This window comes from Amphibacillus xylanus NBRC 15112 (assembly GCF_000307165.1).
GTDB classification, from domain to species: Bacteria; Bacillota; Bacilli; order Bacillales; family Amphibacillaceae; genus Amphibacillus; species Amphibacillus xylanus.
Map to the genome: position 1 here is coordinate 1 of NC_018704.1, position 16,674 is coordinate 16,674.

General features: G+C 33.5%; 12 protein-coding genes and 1 other annotated feature. All 12 genes read left to right on the forward strand.

What is annotated here, in order from left to right; translation table 11 throughout:
• Nucleotides 1-476 precede the first annotated feature (476 nt).
• The 12 genes from dnaA (at nt 477) to serS (ending at nt 16,635) form a co-directional block, all read left to right on the forward strand.
• Nucleotides 477-1,826, forward strand: coding sequence for a chromosomal replication initiator protein DnaA (gene dnaA / locus AXY_RS00005; RefSeq protein ID WP_015008740.1), 1,350 nt, complete (start codon nt 477-479; stop codon nt 1,824-1,826).
• A gap of 192 nt (nt 1,827-2,018) precedes the next feature.
• Nucleotides 2,019-3,161 carry a DNA polymerase III subunit beta gene (gene dnaN / locus AXY_RS00010; RefSeq protein ID WP_015008741.1) on the forward strand — a complete coding sequence of 381 codons (1,143 nt, stop codon included), beginning with the start codon at nt 2,019-2,021 and terminating at the stop codon, nt 3,159-3,161.
• 157 nt (nt 3,162-3,318) lie between these two features.
• Complete coding sequence (yaaA, locus tag AXY_RS00015; RefSeq protein ID WP_015008742.1) at nt 3,319-3,540, forward strand: S4 domain-containing protein YaaA; 222 nt, start codon at nt 3,319-3,321, stop codon at nt 3,538-3,540.
• A 40-nt stretch (nt 3,541-3,580) separates the two neighbouring features.
• On the forward strand, nt 3,581-4,705 hold the full coding sequence (recF, locus tag AXY_RS00020) for a DNA replication/repair protein RecF (protein WP_015008743.1): 1,125 nt from the start codon (nt 3,581-3,583) through the stop codon (nt 4,703-4,705).
• 3 nt (nt 4,706-4,708) lie between these two features.
• Entirely contained in the window at nt 4,709-4,993 is a 285-nt protein-coding gene (gene remB, locus AXY_RS00025; protein WP_015008744.1) for an extracellular matrix regulator RemB, read from the forward strand.
• Nucleotides 4,994-5,101: 108 nt separating this feature from the next.
• A complete protein-coding gene (gene gyrB, locus AXY_RS00030) occupies nt 5,102-7,024 on the forward strand; it encodes a DNA topoisomerase (ATP-hydrolyzing) subunit B (protein ID WP_015008745.1) in 1,923 nt (640 codons plus the stop codon).
• 121 nt (nt 7,025-7,145) lie between these two features.
• Nucleotides 7,146-9,608 (forward strand): DNA gyrase subunit A, encoded by a 2,463-nt coding sequence (gene gyrA / locus AXY_RS00035; protein ID WP_015008746.1) that lies wholly within the window; start codon nt 7,146-7,148, stop codon nt 9,606-9,608.
• 35 nt (nt 9,609-9,643) lie between these two features.
• Entirely contained in the window at nt 9,644-10,735 is a 1,092-nt protein-coding gene (locus AXY_RS00040; protein WP_015008747.1) for an HD-GYP domain-containing protein, read from the forward strand.
• Between the two features lie 207 nt (nt 10,736-10,942).
• Entirely contained in the window at nt 10,943-12,415 is a 1,473-nt protein-coding gene (guaB, locus tag AXY_RS00045) for an IMP dehydrogenase (protein WP_015008748.1), read from the forward strand.
• A 232-nt stretch (nt 12,416-12,647) separates the two neighbouring features.
• Complete coding sequence (locus tag AXY_RS00050) at nt 12,648-13,979, forward strand: D-alanyl-D-alanine carboxypeptidase family protein (RefSeq protein WP_015008749.1); 1,332 nt, start codon at nt 12,648-12,650, stop codon at nt 13,977-13,979.
• A gap of 177 nt (nt 13,980-14,156) precedes the next feature.
• Nucleotides 14,157-15,014, forward strand: a complete 858-nt coding sequence (gene pdxS, locus AXY_RS00055) for a pyridoxal 5'-phosphate synthase lyase subunit PdxS (protein WP_015008750.1) — start codon at nt 14,157-14,159, stop codon at nt 15,012-15,014.
• Nucleotides 15,015-15,078: 64 nt separating this feature from the next.
• Nucleotides 15,079-15,289: a binding site (T-box leader), on the forward strand.
• 71 nt (nt 15,290-15,360) lie between these two features.
• A complete protein-coding gene (gene serS, locus AXY_RS00060; protein ID WP_015008751.1) occupies nt 15,361-16,635 on the forward strand; it encodes a serine--tRNA ligase in 1,275 nt (424 codons plus the stop codon).
• Nucleotides 16,636-16,674: the final 39 nt, after the last annotated feature.

A 16,674-nucleotide genomic window follows, 5' to 3' on the forward strand; every position in this document is an offset into this window, starting at 1 on the left:
TTGTCCACAATCTATTCTCTTTAATTTTTTTAATATTTTTTATCCACACTACATATAGACAAATTAATCACAAATCAACTACTTGTGGATAATCTTTGTGAACACTTGTGTTTTTATGTGGATAAGTGTCGAATTACCTTGCAAAATCAATTCTTTTTTGCTAAAATCGTTGTTAATAATTAATATAACTTTTACAAACAGTGAGTGACTATCCACAGGGTGTGAATAACTTGTGGACAGTTGTTCACATCTGTGTAGATTGAATGATTAACATATATGTGGATAACTGTATAAGTTTTATGATACTATATAAATCTATTTTATACACTCCCGCAAAGTTTAAACCTTTCGATCTATTTGTGTTTATTGATAAAGATAGATTGCGAGAGGTTTTTTTTCCTCATTTTTTTTTATAAATTCAAAATTATATTCAATTGTATGGAAATCATTAATTTTACAAAGAAAGGGGCACTATAATGGAAAATATTGATGATTTATGGGCGAGAACTCTCAATAATATTAGACAGAAAGTTGCTAATGAAAGTTTTGAAACTTGGTTTAAAAATACCAAAGCCCATCATCTAGACAACGATCAGTTGGTCGTTTCCGCTCCTAATGAATTTGCACGGCATTGGTTAGAAAATCGTTATACAGAGCTTATTTCTGACGCCATTTTTGAAGTAACTGGAGCAAAATTAAACGCACATTTCATTTCAGCTGAAGAAGATAAAAATGAAGAAAATATTACTAAAGTGAAGCCGAAGCCTGCTGTTGTCAACAATAATCAAGAACAAAGATCAAAAACTATGTTAAATGATAAATATACTTTTGATACATTTGTTATTGGGTCTGGTAATCGATTTGCCCATGCAGCTTCACTTGCTGTAGCTGAAGCACCAGCAAAGGCCTATAACCCTTTATTTATATATGGTGGAGTTGGTCTTGGAAAAACACACTTAATGCATGCGATTGGCCATTATATTCTTGATAATAATCCGAATGCTAATGTTGTCTATTTATCTTCAGAAAAATTTACAAATGAATTTATCAACTCGATTCGTGATAATAAGACAGAACAATTTAGAAATAAATATCGTAATGTAGATATTTTATTAGTTGATGATATTCAATTCTTAGCAGGAAAAGAACAAACACAAGAGGAATTTTTCCATACATTTAATACACTTCATGAGGAAAGTAAACAAATTATTATTTCTAGTGATCGTCCACCTAAAGAAATCCCAACTTTAGAAGACCGATTACGTTCTAGATTTGAGTGGGGGCTAATTACAGATATTACACCACCAGATTTAGAAACAAGAATTGCAATACTACGGAAAAAAGCAAAAGCAGAAGGATTAGATATACCTAATGAAGTTATGTTATATATCGCTAATCAAATTGATACGAATATCAGAGAATTAGAAGGTGCACTTATTCGTGTAGTAGCCTACTCATCACTAATTAATCAAGATATTGATGCAGCATTGGCTGCAGAGGCCCTAAAAGACATTATTCCTAACTCTCGTCCAAAGCGTATTACCGTTAGTACAATTCAAGAATTAATTTCGAAAAAATATAATATTAAGCTAGAAGATTTTGCAGCTAAGAAGCGAACGCGCTCAGTTGCATTTCCACGTCAAATAGCTATGTATCTAAGCCGAGAATTAACAGATCTCTCTTTACCTAAAATCGGAGAAGAATTTGGAGGACGAGATCATACAACTGTTTTACACGCACATGAAAAAATCTCAAAATTAATTACCGATGATCAATTATTCAGCCAGGAAATCGATGAATTAATTGAACAATTAAAAACTCTATAAGCTTTTTCTATTTATACACAGTGTGGATATTGTTAATTTGTTTTTATCTTTATAAACATTTTATCAACAAGTGGATAACTAATGGTTTGATGTTATACATTATGTTATCCACATACTCACAGGCCCTATTACTATGATTACTATATTTATTAATAATTAATATATAATAGACTCTCATTAGGAGGATTTTTTATGAAATTTACAATTCAAAAAGATTTGTTACTAGAAAGCATTCAACATGTTATGAAAGCTATCTCTTCTAGAGTAACAATTCCAATCTTGACAGGAATTAAAATTGAAGCAAGTTATGAAGGTATTAAATTAACTGGAAGTGACTCAGATATTTCAATTGAATCATTTATACCTAGCGAAGAAGATGGAATCATTCATGTTGAAAATATCGAACCAGGAAGCATTGTTGTTCAGTCTAAATATTTCCCTGACATTATACGTAAACTACCTTTGAAAACTGTAGAAATTAATACAACAGAAGATTATAAAGTTAATATAATTTCAGGTGGTTCAGAATTTCATTTAAACGGACAAGATCCAAATGAATATCCACAACTTCCTGTTTTATATACTGAAAATAGTTTTACTTTATCAAATAGTGTATTAAAAGAAATTATTAAACAAACTGTCTATGCAGTCTCAACAGTTGAAACTCGCCCTATTTTAACTGGTGTTAATATGACATTAAACAATGATGCATTAAATTTTGTAGCTACAGATAGCCATCGATTAGCTTCTCGTCATCTATCGATTGAATTAGTAGAAAATCAATTAAATCTAAAAAATGTTGTAATTCCTGGTAAGAGTCTTGGTGAGTTAAATAAAATTATTGAAGAAAACGATGATCCAATTTCAATTAGCGTGACGGAAAATCAAATACTGTTCCAAACTAAAAACCTGTACTTCTTATCACGTTTACTAGACGGTAATTATCCTGAAACATCACGATTAATTCCTGATCATAGTAAAACGACAATATTAACAAATACGAAACAATTATTAAATGCGATAGATCGTGCATCATTATTAGCTAGAGAAAATAAAAATAATGTTGTAAAGCTTGAAACAAAAGGTAATAATCGCTTAGAAATAAGTGGACACACACCTGAGGTTGGTCAAGTAATTGAAGAAGTCAATGCTGAAGCGATTGACGGCGAAGAATTAAAAATTTCATTTAGTGCAAAATATATGTTAGATGCACTTAAAATTATTGAAAGTGAAAATGTTAAGATTGAATTTACAGGTGCTATGAGACCATTCATTATTAAGCCTGAAAATGATCATGATATACTTCAATTAATTTTACCTGTAAGAACTTTTTAAGTGAGATGAAATAGGGTGTAATAACACTCTATTTCTTTTTTTATTAGCTAGAAAACTTGATAAGAATCGACACTTTGCTTATCTTGTGAACTTTAGTAAAATAGATAGAGGGACATGTACGGATTACATGATGTTTAGTAAAAGAAGGAGTAAAAAAATGAAACCCGAAAAAATTCAAATTAAAACGGACTATATTCAGTTAGGCCAATTTTTAAAATTAGCGAATATTGTTGATTCAGGTGGTAGTGTTAAGTACTTTTTAAATGACTATGCTGTTTTTGTTAACGGAGACCAAGATCAGCGCAGAGGCAAGAAGTTGTATCCTGGTGATATAATTGAGGTAGAAGAAGTCGGTCAATTTCAGATAGTAAAAGAGTAGACTACCTGGTCTTCTTAAACAAAAGGTAGGCATGATCTAAATGTATATAAAACATATTAAATTGTCACATTATCGAAATTATGAACAATTAAATTTATCTTTTGATAATGGCATTAATGTTATTATTGGCGAAAATGCACAAGGAAAGACAAACCTAATGGAAGCTATCTATCTTCTAGCTTTTACACGCTCCTATCGAACGTCAAAAGATAAAGAATTAATTCAATGGGATCAAAACTATGCTAAAATAGAAGGGTTAATAAGTAAGAGGAATCAACAATTCCCTGTAGAAATTCAGCTTTCTAATCAAGGAAAAAAAGCCAAACTAAATCATTTAGAACAAAAACGTTTAAGTGATTATATTGGGGCTTTAAATGTTGTCATGTTTGCGCCTGAAGATCTCAATCTAGTAAAGGGTAGTCCACAAGTTAGAAGGAGATTTGTCGACATGGAGATTGGACAAATCCAACCTGTTTATATATATCATCTCGGTCAATTCCAGAAAATTTTGAAACAACGAAATCACTTGTTAAAAAGTCTACAACGAAAACAGACAAATGACTTAGTGATGCTAGATGTTTTAACTGATCAACTAATAGGACATGCCAGTGTCGTTTTAGAAAAACGATTTTTGTTTTTGGAATTATTAAGACGTTGGGCAATTCCAATTCATAAACGAATTAGTCAAGGTAAAGAAACACTAGAGATTCAATATCAAGCCTCAATTGATGTATTAGAATCAGATAATAAGGAAAAAATAAGCAGTATCTACTTAGAAAAGTTCACACAAAATCGTGATAAAGAAATTGAACGTGGAACGACGTTATATGGCCCTCATCGTGATGATCTATCATTTTACGTCAATGATCGTGATGTACAGAAGTTTGGTTCTCAAGGTCAACAACGAACAACCGCATTGTCATTGAAATTAGCTGAAATTGAATTAATCAAGCAAGAGGTCGGTGAATACCCGGTATTACTGTTAGATGATGTGTTAAGTGAGCTTGATCAATACCGTCAATCGCATTTACTTGATACGATTCAAGGTAAAGTTCAAACTTTTGTATCAACAACTAGTGTAAGTGATATTAAACACGAGACAATTGAAAAAGCTGATCTTTTTTATGTTAAGAGCGGTACGATTATAGAACAGAAAAGAGGCTAAGGAATGTTTTTTGATATAGGTGACCAACAATTTGTTAAATCAGACGATATTGTGATGATGATAGATCAACAATATGTCGATTCATCAGTCATTAACGGTGAAATGATTGAATATCAACAGAATTTAAATGATAAGCAGAATCAAACTGATAAACCAAAAACAATTGTTGTCACAAAAGATAACATTTATTATAGCTCTCTATCTATTACAACATTAAAAAAAAGGTCTAGTTTACAAATGATGATTAATCACCTTGATGACTATACTGATGGTGATACGTTTACTTAGTGAAATTTTAATAGTCAATATACTAATAGATCATATTCGATTTCAAATAGAAAATAATAAAACTTAAAGGCTAAGTTTTATGGAAAAGTGTAGGTGAATCAATTGGTTATGGAAGATAATTCATTAAATGTGCAACAATATGATGAAAATCAAATTCAAGTTTTAGAAGGCTTAGAAGCAGTTAGAAAGAGACCAGGAATGTATATTGGCTCTACAAGCTCTAGAGGACTCCACCATTTGGTCTGGGAGATCGTTGATAATAGTATTGATGAGGCGTTAGCTGGATATTGTGATGAAATTCAAGTTACGATTGAAGAGGATAATAGTATTACTGTTACGGATAATGGCCGAGGTATCCCAGTAGGAATCCATGAGAAAACAGGACGACCAGCTGTTGAAGTTATTATGACTGAATTACACGCAGGTGGTAAATTTGATAATTCAGGTTATAAGGTTTCTGGTGGTTTACACGGTGTAGGTGCATCTGTTGTAAATGCTTTATCTACATCATTAAAAGTATACGTTCATCGCGATAATAATATTTATTACTTAGATTTTAAACGTGGTGTATTAAATACAGAAATTAAAGTGATCGGACAAACGGATACAACAGGGACGAAAATCCACTTTAGTCCAGACCCAGATATTTTTACTGAAACAACAGAATTTGACTATGAAACTTTACTTTATCGGATTAGAGAACTGGCATTTTTAAATAAAAAAATCAAGATTAGTATAGAAGATAAAAGAAAAGGTAAAGAGCGTAAACAAACGTTTTACTATGAAGGTGGTATTAAAGAGTACGTTGAGTACATGAATAGATCAAAAGAAGTTTTACATGAGACGTTTTTCGCTGAAAAAGAAGAAGAAGATATTATTGTTGAAGTAGCCCTTCAGTATAATAGCGGTTATTCAAGTAATATTTATTCATTTGCAAATAATATTCACACTCATGAAGGTGGTATGCACGAATCTGGTTTTAAAACAGCACTGACTCGTGTGATTAATGATTATGCAAGAAAAACTAAAATTTTCAAAGACAATGATGAGAATTTAACAGGTGATGATGTTAGAGAAGGGATTACAGCAATCGTCTCTATTAAACACCCTGATCCACAGTTTGAAGGACAAACAAAAACTAAGCTTGGTAACAGTGAAGCAAGAACAATTACGGATTCAGCATTTAGTGAAATGTTCTATAAATTCTTAGTAGAAAATCCAGATACAGCAAAAATTATTGTTAATAAGGGTGTCATGGCTTCTCGTGCACGTATGGCTGCGAAAAAGGCGAGAGAATTAACAAGAAGAAAAGGTGCTTTAGAAATTTCAAGTTTACCTGGTAAATTAGCTGACTGTTCATCACGCGATGCATCAATTAGTGAACTCTACATTGTGGAGGGTGACTCAGCGGGTGGTTCAGCAAAACAAGGTAGAGATCGTCATTTCCAAGCGATTTTACCTCTTCGTGGAAAGATTCTTAACGTTGAAAAAGCTAGACTTGACCGAATTTTATCTAACAATGAAATTAGATCAATGATTACGGCAATGGGAACGGGTATAGGCGAAGAATTCGACATTACCAAAGCAAGATATCATAAAGTTGTTATTATGACTGATGCTGATGTTGACGGTGCTCATATTCGGACATTATTGTTAACGTTCTTCTATCGATTTATGCGTCCATTAATTGAAGAAGGATATATTTATATTGCACAACCACCACTTTATAAAGTTCAACAAGGTAAGACGATCAGGTACGCATACGATGATAGTGAATTAGAATTGATTTTAAGAGAATTACCGAAACAACCAAAACCAGGCTTACAGCGATATAAAGGTCTTGGTGAAATGAACGCAGAACAATTATGGGAAACAACAATGGATCCTGAGAATAGAACGTTACTTCAGGTTAAGCTAAATGATGCGATTGAAGCAGATCAAATCTTTGATATGTTAATGGGAGATAAAGTAGAGCCTAGAAGAGAATTTATTCAAGAAAATGCAGTCTATGTGAAAAACCTAGACGTGTGATGTAGTGAGATCATAGTTTTTCAATAAAACAAATGTAAGATTATCAATAAGTAGTACGATTAAGTATTTTGTTATTTTCAAATAGATCAAATAGGTCCTCAGTTTGATAGGAGGTAATTTAATGGCGGATAATCAACGTCCCCAAATTCAAGAAATAAGTATAGGTAAGGAAATGCGGACATCTTTTTTAGATTACGCAATGAGTGTTATCGTATCACGTGCTATTCCAGATGTTCGTGATGGTTTAAAGCCTGTGCAACGTCGAATTCTTTATTCTATGAATGATTTAGGTATGCATGCAGATAAAGCTTATAAGAAATCAGCTAGAATCGTCGGTGATGTAATCGGTAAATATCACCCACATGGTGACTCAGCTGTTTATGAAGCAATGGTAAGAATGGCGCAAGATTTTAGTTATCGCAATATGTTAGTAGATGGTCATGGGAACTTTGGTTCTGTAGATGGTGACCCAGCTGCTGCAATGCGTTACACAGAAGCAAGAATGTCGAAGATTTCAATGGAATTATTAAGAGATATCAACAAAAATACAGTTGATTATCAAGATAACTATGATGGTTCTGAACGTGAGCCAAAAGTTTTACCTGCACGTTTTCCTAATTTACTTGTCAATGGTACTTCGGGAATTGCTGTTGGTATGGCAACAAATATACCACCACATCAATTAGGAGAAACGATTGATGCAATTCTAGCAGTTAGTGAAAATCCTGACATTACAATTGATGAATTAATGGAGAATTATATTTATGGTCCTGATTTCCCTACTGGTGGAATCATATTAGGGCGATCAGGGATTAGAAAAGCATTTGAAACAGGAAGAGGCTCAATTACTATTCGAGCTAAAACAAGAATTGAAGAACAAAAGAATGGAAAATCAACCATTATTGTTAGTGAATTGCCTTATCAAGTGAATAAGGCAAAACTAATTGAAAAAATTGCTGAATTAGTTCGTGATAAGAAAATTGATGGTATCACAGATTTACGTGATGAATCTGACCGTAATGGAATGAGAATTGTGATGGAGCTACGTCGCGATGCCAATCCAAATGTATTATTAAATAACTTATATAAGCAAACCGCTTTACAGTCATCATTTGGGATTAATATGCTAGCATTAGTTAATGGCCAACCTAAAGTATTGAGTTTGAAGGAAACATTGACTCATTATTTGGATCACCAAAAAGATGTTATTAGAAGAAGAACACAATATGAATTAAACAAAGCCGAACAAAGAGCTCATATTTTAGAAGGATTAAGAATTGCACTTGATTACATCGATGAAATTATTGCATTAATTCGTGCATCTAACACTACTGATATTGCTCGTGAAGGATTAATTCAAAACTTTAAATTAACTGAAAAGCAAGCTCAAGCTATTCTAGATATGAGGCTCCAAAGATTAACAGGCTTAGAGCGTCAAAAAATCGAAGAAGAATATGAAAAATTATTAGAATTGATTAAAGAGCTAAAATCAGTTTTAGAAAATGAAAATAAATTGCTAGATATTATTCGTGAAGAATTAATTGAAATTAAAGAGAAATATAATGACGAACGTCGAACAGAAATAGTGATGGGTGGAGTAGATTTCTTTGAGGATGAAGATTTAATTCCAGAAGAAGATATTGTTGTCTGCCTAACACACCGTGGTTACATTAAACGACTTCCATCATCAACTTACCGAACGCAAAACCGTGGTGGGCGAGGAGTACAAGGTATGAGTACACACGATGATGATTTTGTTGAACATCTTGTGACTGCCTCTACACACGATACGATTCTCTTCTTTACGAATAAAGGAAAGGTCTATCGTCTAAAAGGTTATCAAATTCCTGAATATGGCCGTGCTGCAAAAGGTTTACCAGTGATAAATATATTAGAAATTGAAAAAGACGAATGGGTAAATACCGTTATTTCAGCTCCAGAATTTGATGAGGATAAATTCCTTTTCTTCACAACAAAACACGGTATTTCAAAACGAACATCATTAAATCAATTTGCAAATATTCGCCGTAATGGAATCATTGCACTGACATTACGTGATGAAGATGAATTGATCTCTGTTCAACTAACTGATGGAAGTAAGGATATTATGATCGCAACAAGAAATGGCTACCTAATTAGATTCGATGAGCAACAAATTCGATCAATGGGACGATCAGCAGCTGGAGTAAAGGGAATCTCCTTACGTGATGATGACGAAGTTGTTTCAATGGAAATAGTTGAAGAGAATGACTATATATTAAACGTCACTGAAAATGGTTATGGTAAACGTACTCCAGAATCAGATTATCGAATGATTAATCGAGGCGGTAAAGGTGTATTTACTGCCAATGTTACAGATAAAACAGGTTCAGTTGTTGCCGTTAAATCTGTTAATGGAGACGAAGACTTAATGATTATGACTGATTCAGGTGTCTTAATCAGAACACCAATTGAGGCAATATCAATTACAGGTAGAAATACACAAGGTGTGCGTTTAATTCGCCTACAAGAAGATCAAAAAGTTGCTACAGTTGCTTGTGTAGAAAAAGAAGAATCAGAACAAGAAGACGTAGAAGATAATTAATTACTACTATATTAATTCTAGGTAGGTGTAACAAATTGTTTGTTCATCCTAATCAACTTGTCGAAAAGTGTTTAATCGTAAGTGATGTATATGGTCCATCTAATTATCCAATCATTAAAAAAGATACCGTCATCACTGCAACACATATTAAAGTATTAAAAAGTTTTTTAATTGATCGGGTTGAGGTTGATCCTAATTTAGTTAATGGTCAACCATTTAAACCAAATCAAGTTATTAAAGTTGAAGAAAAGCCTATCAAGAAAAGAAAGGTGACTATGGTTAATCAGTCGCCTTTCTTTGAACACTATCAATCTGTTGTATCAGAATATGAAAAACTATTTCTACAATGGCAAAGTGGATCACCGTTAGACATTAATAAAGTTAGACAAATAATTGTCCCTTTATTAGAGCGAGTTGACCAATATCAAGGGTTGATCTTTCTATTAGGCAAATATACAAAAAAAGATAAGTACTTATACCAGCATAGCGTAGCTGTTAGTTTGCTAAGTACAATTTTAGCTAAACGCCTTGGTTTTGAAAGAGAATCAATTCAAATAGGTATTGCTGCATTTATTGCTGATAGTGGTATGTCTAAAATCAATCAACGTATATTAAATCTTAGTCGTAAATTAACTCATGCAGAATTAAAAGAAATAAAGAAACACACAACATATTCATATCGTCTAATTGAAAAAAATGCTGCTTTAACGCGTTCTGCTAAATTAGCTGTACTGCAGCATCATGAACGTGTTGACGGTAAAGGGTATCCTTTAGGCTTACCAAAAGAGAGAATTAATCCATATGCAATGATCATAGCAATAGCTGCTGCTTTTCATGCGATGACATCAAATCGCTTATATCAAGAGAGAGTTTCCTTTTTTGAAGCGATCATAGAGATGAAAAAGTTAGCTAGTAAACAATTTGATGAACGCTACTTAAAAGTATTTACTACATGTTTAGAAGATGCATTATTAGATAAGAAAGTTTACTTATCAAACGAACAATCAGGTACAATTGTTGCGTTAAGATTTACTAATATACCCGAAGTGATCATTCAAATTGATAACACATATGAAATTATTTCATTATTAGATCAAAAGGATATTAAAGTTAAGTCAATCATTTAAAACTAAATTGATCATTTGAATCAAATAGAGTTGTCATTGTTATGCAACTCTATTTTTGTTAAGATAAATTTATAGATAGTGATGTTTTGAGCATAAATTTTAACGAAACAGTTGAAATATACTTGAATTTAATCGTCGGTTATCGTATTGTATTTAACAATAGAAATAGAACAACCAATTGACAAAATTGAAGGAGGAGTTAGAGCAATGAGGGAGGACAAGTTTACAAAAGAAGGTATTACATTTGATGATGTGTTATTAATACCTGCGGCATCTGAAGTTTTACCGAGAGATGTATCTATTCAATCAAAATTAACTAAAAATCTGACATTAAACATTCCAATTTTAAGTGCTGGTATGGATACGGTAACCGAAGCTGAAATGGCAATTGCTATGGCAAGACAAGGTGGACTAGGGATTATCCATAAAAATATGTCGATTGAAGAACAAGCTGAAATGATTGATCGAGTAAAGCGTTCTGAAAGTGGTGTTATAACAAATCCATTTTTCTTAATGCCAGATAATCAAGTATTTGATGCAGAACATTTAATGAGTAAATATCGTATTTCAGGAGTACCAATTGTTAATAATCCTGAAGATAAGATCCTTGTTGGTATTTTAACAAATCGTGATCTTCGCTTTATTGAAGATTATTCAATTAAAATCTCTGATGTTATGACGAGTGAGAATTTAATTACTGCTCCAGTAGGCACTACTCTAGATGAGGCAAGCAAAATTTTACAAAAACATCGAATTGAAAAATTACCATTAATAGATGATCAAGGCGTACTAAAAGGCTTGATCACCATTAAGGATATTGAAAAAGTAATTGAGTTCCCAAATGCAGCTAAAGATAGTCAAGGCCGCTTACTGTGTGGCGCAGCAGTTGGAGTAACTGCTGATTCAATGACTCGTATTGATAAATTGGTTGAAGCAGGCGTTGATTGTATCGTTATTGATACTGCGCATGGTCATTCAAAAGGCGTAATTGATCAAGTAAAACTTGTACGCGCAAAGTATCCTGAATTAGATATTATTGCTGGTAATGTTGCAACAGGTGAAGCAACAAGAGCATTAATTGAAGCGGGTGCGTCAATAATTAAAGTTGGAATTGGACCTGGTTCGATTTGTACAACACGTATCGTTGCAGGTGTTGGCGTTCCACAAATTACAGCAGTATATGATTGTGCAAAAGTTGCTGATGAATATGGAGTACCTGTTATAGCTGATGGTGGTATTAAGTATTCTGGTGATATAGCTAAAGCTATAGCAGCAGGGGCTAAAGCAGTTATGCTTGGTAGTTTACTTGCAGGGGTAACAGAAAGCCCAGGTGAAACAGAAATATTCCAAGGCCGTCGTTATAAAGTTTATCGTGGTATGGGATCAGTATCAGCAATGAAATCTGGTTCAAAAGACCGTTATTTCCAAGATACTAATGATACTAAGAAATTAGTTCCTGAAGGTATTGAAGGTCGAACAGCTTATAAAGGCCCACTTGCAGACACAATCCATCAGCTTGTCGGTGGTTTACGTGCAAGTATGGGGTACTGCGGATCTAAAGATATTGAAACATTACGCTTAGAGGGACAATTCGTTCGCATGACTGGTAATGGTCTGCGCGAGTCACACCCACATAATGTTCAAATTACAAAAGAAGCACCAAACTATTCAGTTCAATAAAACTACTCATATACAAGGAAGGATGCAATGTATCCTACCTTGTATTTTTCTATAAAAATCATCGCAATATAACTGTAAAACGAATGTACATATTAAAAATCATATAGTTATTTACCATTATATAACGTTAGAAAAGTTAATAATGGGTTAGAATTCCAACTAAAGAACATACCTAAATAGTTTATGATATGTTAAAATACTAGAGTAAAAGATTTTAATGGGGGGTAAAAAATTGAGATATATTAAGAAAACTATTGTAAAATTAATTATTTTAACATTTCTATTAAGTATTTTTCAACCAAATTTATTAAAAGTGAATGCACAATCACTTAATATAGAAGCAGAATCAGCTATTTTAGTAGATGCAGAGACTGGTGAAATCCTTTTTGCGAAAAATGCCGATTTAAAGTTACCACCAGCAAGTATGACAAAAATGATGACTGAGTATTTAGTTTTAGAAGCAATAGAGACTGGCCAAATTAGTTGGGATACAACAACTTGGATTAGTGACTATGCCTATTCGATTTCAGCTAATAACTCTTTTTCAGGAATTGGTTTAAGACAAAATAAAGATTATACAGTTCGTCAATTGTATGAAGGAATGTCAATTATCTCTGATAATGCGACGACTATTGCACTTGCAGAGATGATTGCTGGTTCAGAAGGCGAATTTGTTAAAATGATGAATGCAAAAGGTCAAGAACTAGGATTAACTGATTTTGAATTTGTTAATTCAACAGGATTACCGAATTCTAGCTTAGGAGAAAACTATCCAGAGGGCACAGATCCAAATGGTGATAATTTAATGTCTGCTCGTTCAGCGGCACTTTTAGCTTATCATTTAATTAATGATTATCCTGAAGTATTAGACTTTTCAAGTACGATTACATCAGAATTAGATGATCAACCACTTGAAAACTTAAACTGGATGCTTCCGTGGAATAATACTAACTTCGCTCAATATTATGTTGAAGGCGTAGACGGTTTGAAAACAGGTTACACAGATGTAGCTGGTTACTGCTTTACTGGTACCGCAATTAGAGATGGACGTCGTTTAATTACTGTTGTGATGCGTGCGGATAGTTATGGTTCACGCTTTAAAGAAACAGCTAAGCTATTAAACTACGGATTTGGAGAGTTTGAGAAACTTGAATTATATGAAGCTGGTTATCAATTGGCTGATTATGAAACGGTAGAAGTAGCAAAAGGAAAAGAGGATGTTGTTAATATTGAGTTAGCTGATCCAATGTCTACTTTAGTTCGTTTTGGTGAAGAAGAATCTTATTCAATTGAGTATATTTTAGATGAGACAAAATTAAATGAAGATGGAAAATTGGTTGCACCAATTGAAAAAGGTGAGAAAATTGGTGTAGCTAAATTAAACTATAACGGAAATGCTGATTATGGCAATATCTTATCAGATCATGATGGACAGACAGTTGATTTGATTACGTCAGATAGCATTGAAAAAAATAATTGGTTTATGTTAATGATTGGAGCAATTGGCGATTTCTTTGGTGAGCTATTCTCATCAGTTGCTGAATCAGTATCTAATTGGTTTTAATTAATAGAGGTTCAAGAGTAGCAATTATACTTTACTCTTGGACCTTTTTATTAAAACAAATTTATTAACTTGCGTTCATACAGAAGGTAATATAAAATATTAGCTAACTAAAAATTTGAAATTTCAATTAATTTAAATAATTTAGTAGTTAGTAAATAATTTAGGGGGAAAATAAACATGGCAGGAAAAGTTGATTTTAGAAATGGTGGCGTCATCATGGACGTTGTTAATGCAGAGCAAGCAAAAATCGCAGAACAAGCAGGAGCGGTAGCTGTTATGGCATTAGAAAGGGTACCTTCAGATATTCGTGCTGCAGGTGGTGTTGCCCGAATGGCTGATCCAACAATTATCGAGGAGGTTGTCAATGCTGTCTCGATCCCTGTAATGGCTAAAGCTCGAATTGGTCATATTGTTGAAGCACGTGTATTAGAAGCACTAGGCGTTGATTACATCGATGAGAGTGAAGTATTGACTCCTGCTGATGACGTATTTCATTTAAATAAGCGAGATTTTTCAGTACCGTTTGTTACTGGATGTCGAAATCTGGGAGAGGCAGCTCGTCGAATTGGTGAAGGTAGCTCAATGCTACGAACGAAAGGTGAACCAGGTACAGGTAATATTGTCGAAGCGGTTCGTCACTTAAGACAGGTTAATGCAGAGGTAAACAAATTAATTCATATGTCAATTGATGAAGTGATGGTATACGCAAGAGATCTCGGAGCTCCTTATGAAGTGTTACTAAAAATTAGAGAAGAAGGACGCTTACCAGTTGCGAATTTTGCGGCAGGTGGTGTGGCTACTCCAGCTGATGCGGCACTAATGATGGAATTAGGTGCAGATGGTGTGTTTGTAGGATCAGGAATATTTAAATCGGAAAACCCTGAAAAATTTGCTAAGGCAATTGTTCAAGCCACTGAAAATTATCAAGATTATCAGTTAATTGCAAATGTCTCTAAAGGATTAGGTGAAGCTATGAAGGGACTTGAAATGAGCACATTAACTGTCGACCAAAGAATGCAAGATCGTAGTGAATAATTTTTATTACAGACTTGCATCTAGCACTACTTTTAGTTATGATAAATTAAAATTGTTTAATATATATAATGCGTTGAGAGGAAGTAGTAATTATTTTTTCAACTTTAGCGAGCTGATGGATGGTGAAAATCAGTGTGGAAAAATAGTGAATCCGTCCTTTGAGTGATATGTGGTAAAAAACATGTCCGGTTTAATCACCGTTATCTGAAATCAAGCTGGGGGATTTTTTTATCTCCAATCAGGGTGGTATCGCGGGAGTAGCTCTCGTCCCTATATTTATTTAGGGACGAGAGTTTTTTGTCTATTTATTTAATAAAACAACATCAATATTAAAGGAGGAAATCTGATGTTAGATATTAAGTTATTACGTCAAAATTTTCAAGAAGTGAAACAAAAACTACAGGCTCGTGGAGAGGATTTATCTGATTTAGAGCAATTTGAAGCGGTTGATCAAAGACGAAGAGAATTAATTGCAAAATCAGAAGTACTAAAGGCAAAACGAAATGATGTGTCAAAGGAAATTGCTCAATTAAAGAGAGAAAAACAAGATGCTGAAGCGATGATTCTAGAAATGCGTACTGTCGGTGATGAAATCAAGACAATCGACGACGAATTAAAGGATTTAGATGAAAAGCTAAATAAAATCATGTATTCAATCCCTAATATCCCACATGAATCAACACCAATTGGAGAAACGGAAGATGATAACGTTGTGACAAGAACCTGGGGAGACGTTGTTAAACCAAATTTTGAGCAAAAACCACATTGGGAGCTAGCAACAGATTTAGACATTTTAGATTTTGAACGAGCTGCAAAAACAACTGGAAGTCGATTTGTATTTTATAAAGGCTTAGGTGCTCGATTAGAGCGTGCATTGTTAAACTTTATGATGGATCTTCATTCAGATGAACATGGATATCAAGAAATGCTTCCACCTTATCTGGTAAACCGTACAAGCATGATTGGTACAGGACAACTACCTAAATTTGAAGAAGATGCATTTAAAATCGAAGATTGGGAGTATTTCTTAGTGCCGACTGCAGAAGTACCGGTAACAAATTATTTACGTGAGGAAATTTTATCTGTAGATGATTTACCACAAAAATTTGTAGCCTATAGTGCATCATTCCGTTCTGAAGCAGGTTCAGCTGGTCGTGATACGAGAGGTTTAATCCGTCAACACCAATTTAATAAAGTTGAACTCGTTCAATTTGTTAAACCCGAGGATTCATATAAAGCACTAGAAGAATTAACAGGGCACGCTGAGAAAGTTTTACAATTACTAGAATTACCTTATCGCGTGATGAGTATGTGTACAGCAGACTTAGGCTTTACAGCAGCGAAGAAATACGATATTGAAGTATGGATGCCAAGTAATGATACGTATAGGGAGATTTCATCATGTTCAAACTTTGAAGCTTTCCAAGCAAGAAGAGCAAATATTCGTTTTCGCCGTGAAGACAATGGTAAACCAGAATTTGTCCACACATTAAATGGTTCTGGATTAGCGATTGGTCGAACAGTAGCTGCAATTTTAGAAAATTATCAAAACGCTGATGGATCAGTGACCATTCCAAAAGTGTTACAACCGTATATGGGTGGGAAAGAAGTCATTAAGTAATTTATACTTAATTGTGCTAATATTGGATGTGAATGTAGT

Coding starts and splice junctions, on each gene's coding strand:
- gyrB (WP_015008745.1), top strand. CDS start 5,102: ATGGAAGATAATTCATTAAATGTGCAACAATATGATGAAAATCAAATT.
- gyrA (WP_015008746.1), top strand. CDS start 7,146: ATGGCGGATAATCAACGTCCCCAAATTCAAGAAATAAGTATAGGTAAG.
- remB (WP_015008744.1), top strand. CDS start 4,709: ATGTTTTTTGATATAGGTGACCAACAATTTGTTAAATCAGACGATATT.
- serS (WP_015008751.1), top strand. CDS start 15,361: ATGTTAGATATTAAGTTATTACGTCAAAATTTTCAAGAAGTGAAACAA.
- yaaA (WP_015008742.1), top strand. CDS start 3,319: ATGAAACCCGAAAAAATTCAAATTAAAACGGACTATATTCAGTTAGGC.
- dnaA (WP_015008740.1), top strand. CDS start 477: ATGGAAAATATTGATGATTTATGGGCGAGAACTCTCAATAATATTAGA.
- guaB (WP_015008748.1), top strand. CDS start 10,943: ATGAGGGAGGACAAGTTTACAAAAGAAGGTATTACATTTGATGATGTG.
- dnaN (WP_015008741.1), top strand. CDS start 2,019: ATGAAATTTACAATTCAAAAAGATTTGTTACTAGAAAGCATTCAACAT.
- recF (WP_015008743.1), top strand. CDS start 3,581: ATGTATATAAAACATATTAAATTGTCACATTATCGAAATTATGAACAA.
- pdxS (WP_015008750.1), top strand. CDS start 14,157: ATGGCAGGAAAAGTTGATTTTAGAAATGGTGGCGTCATCATGGACGTT.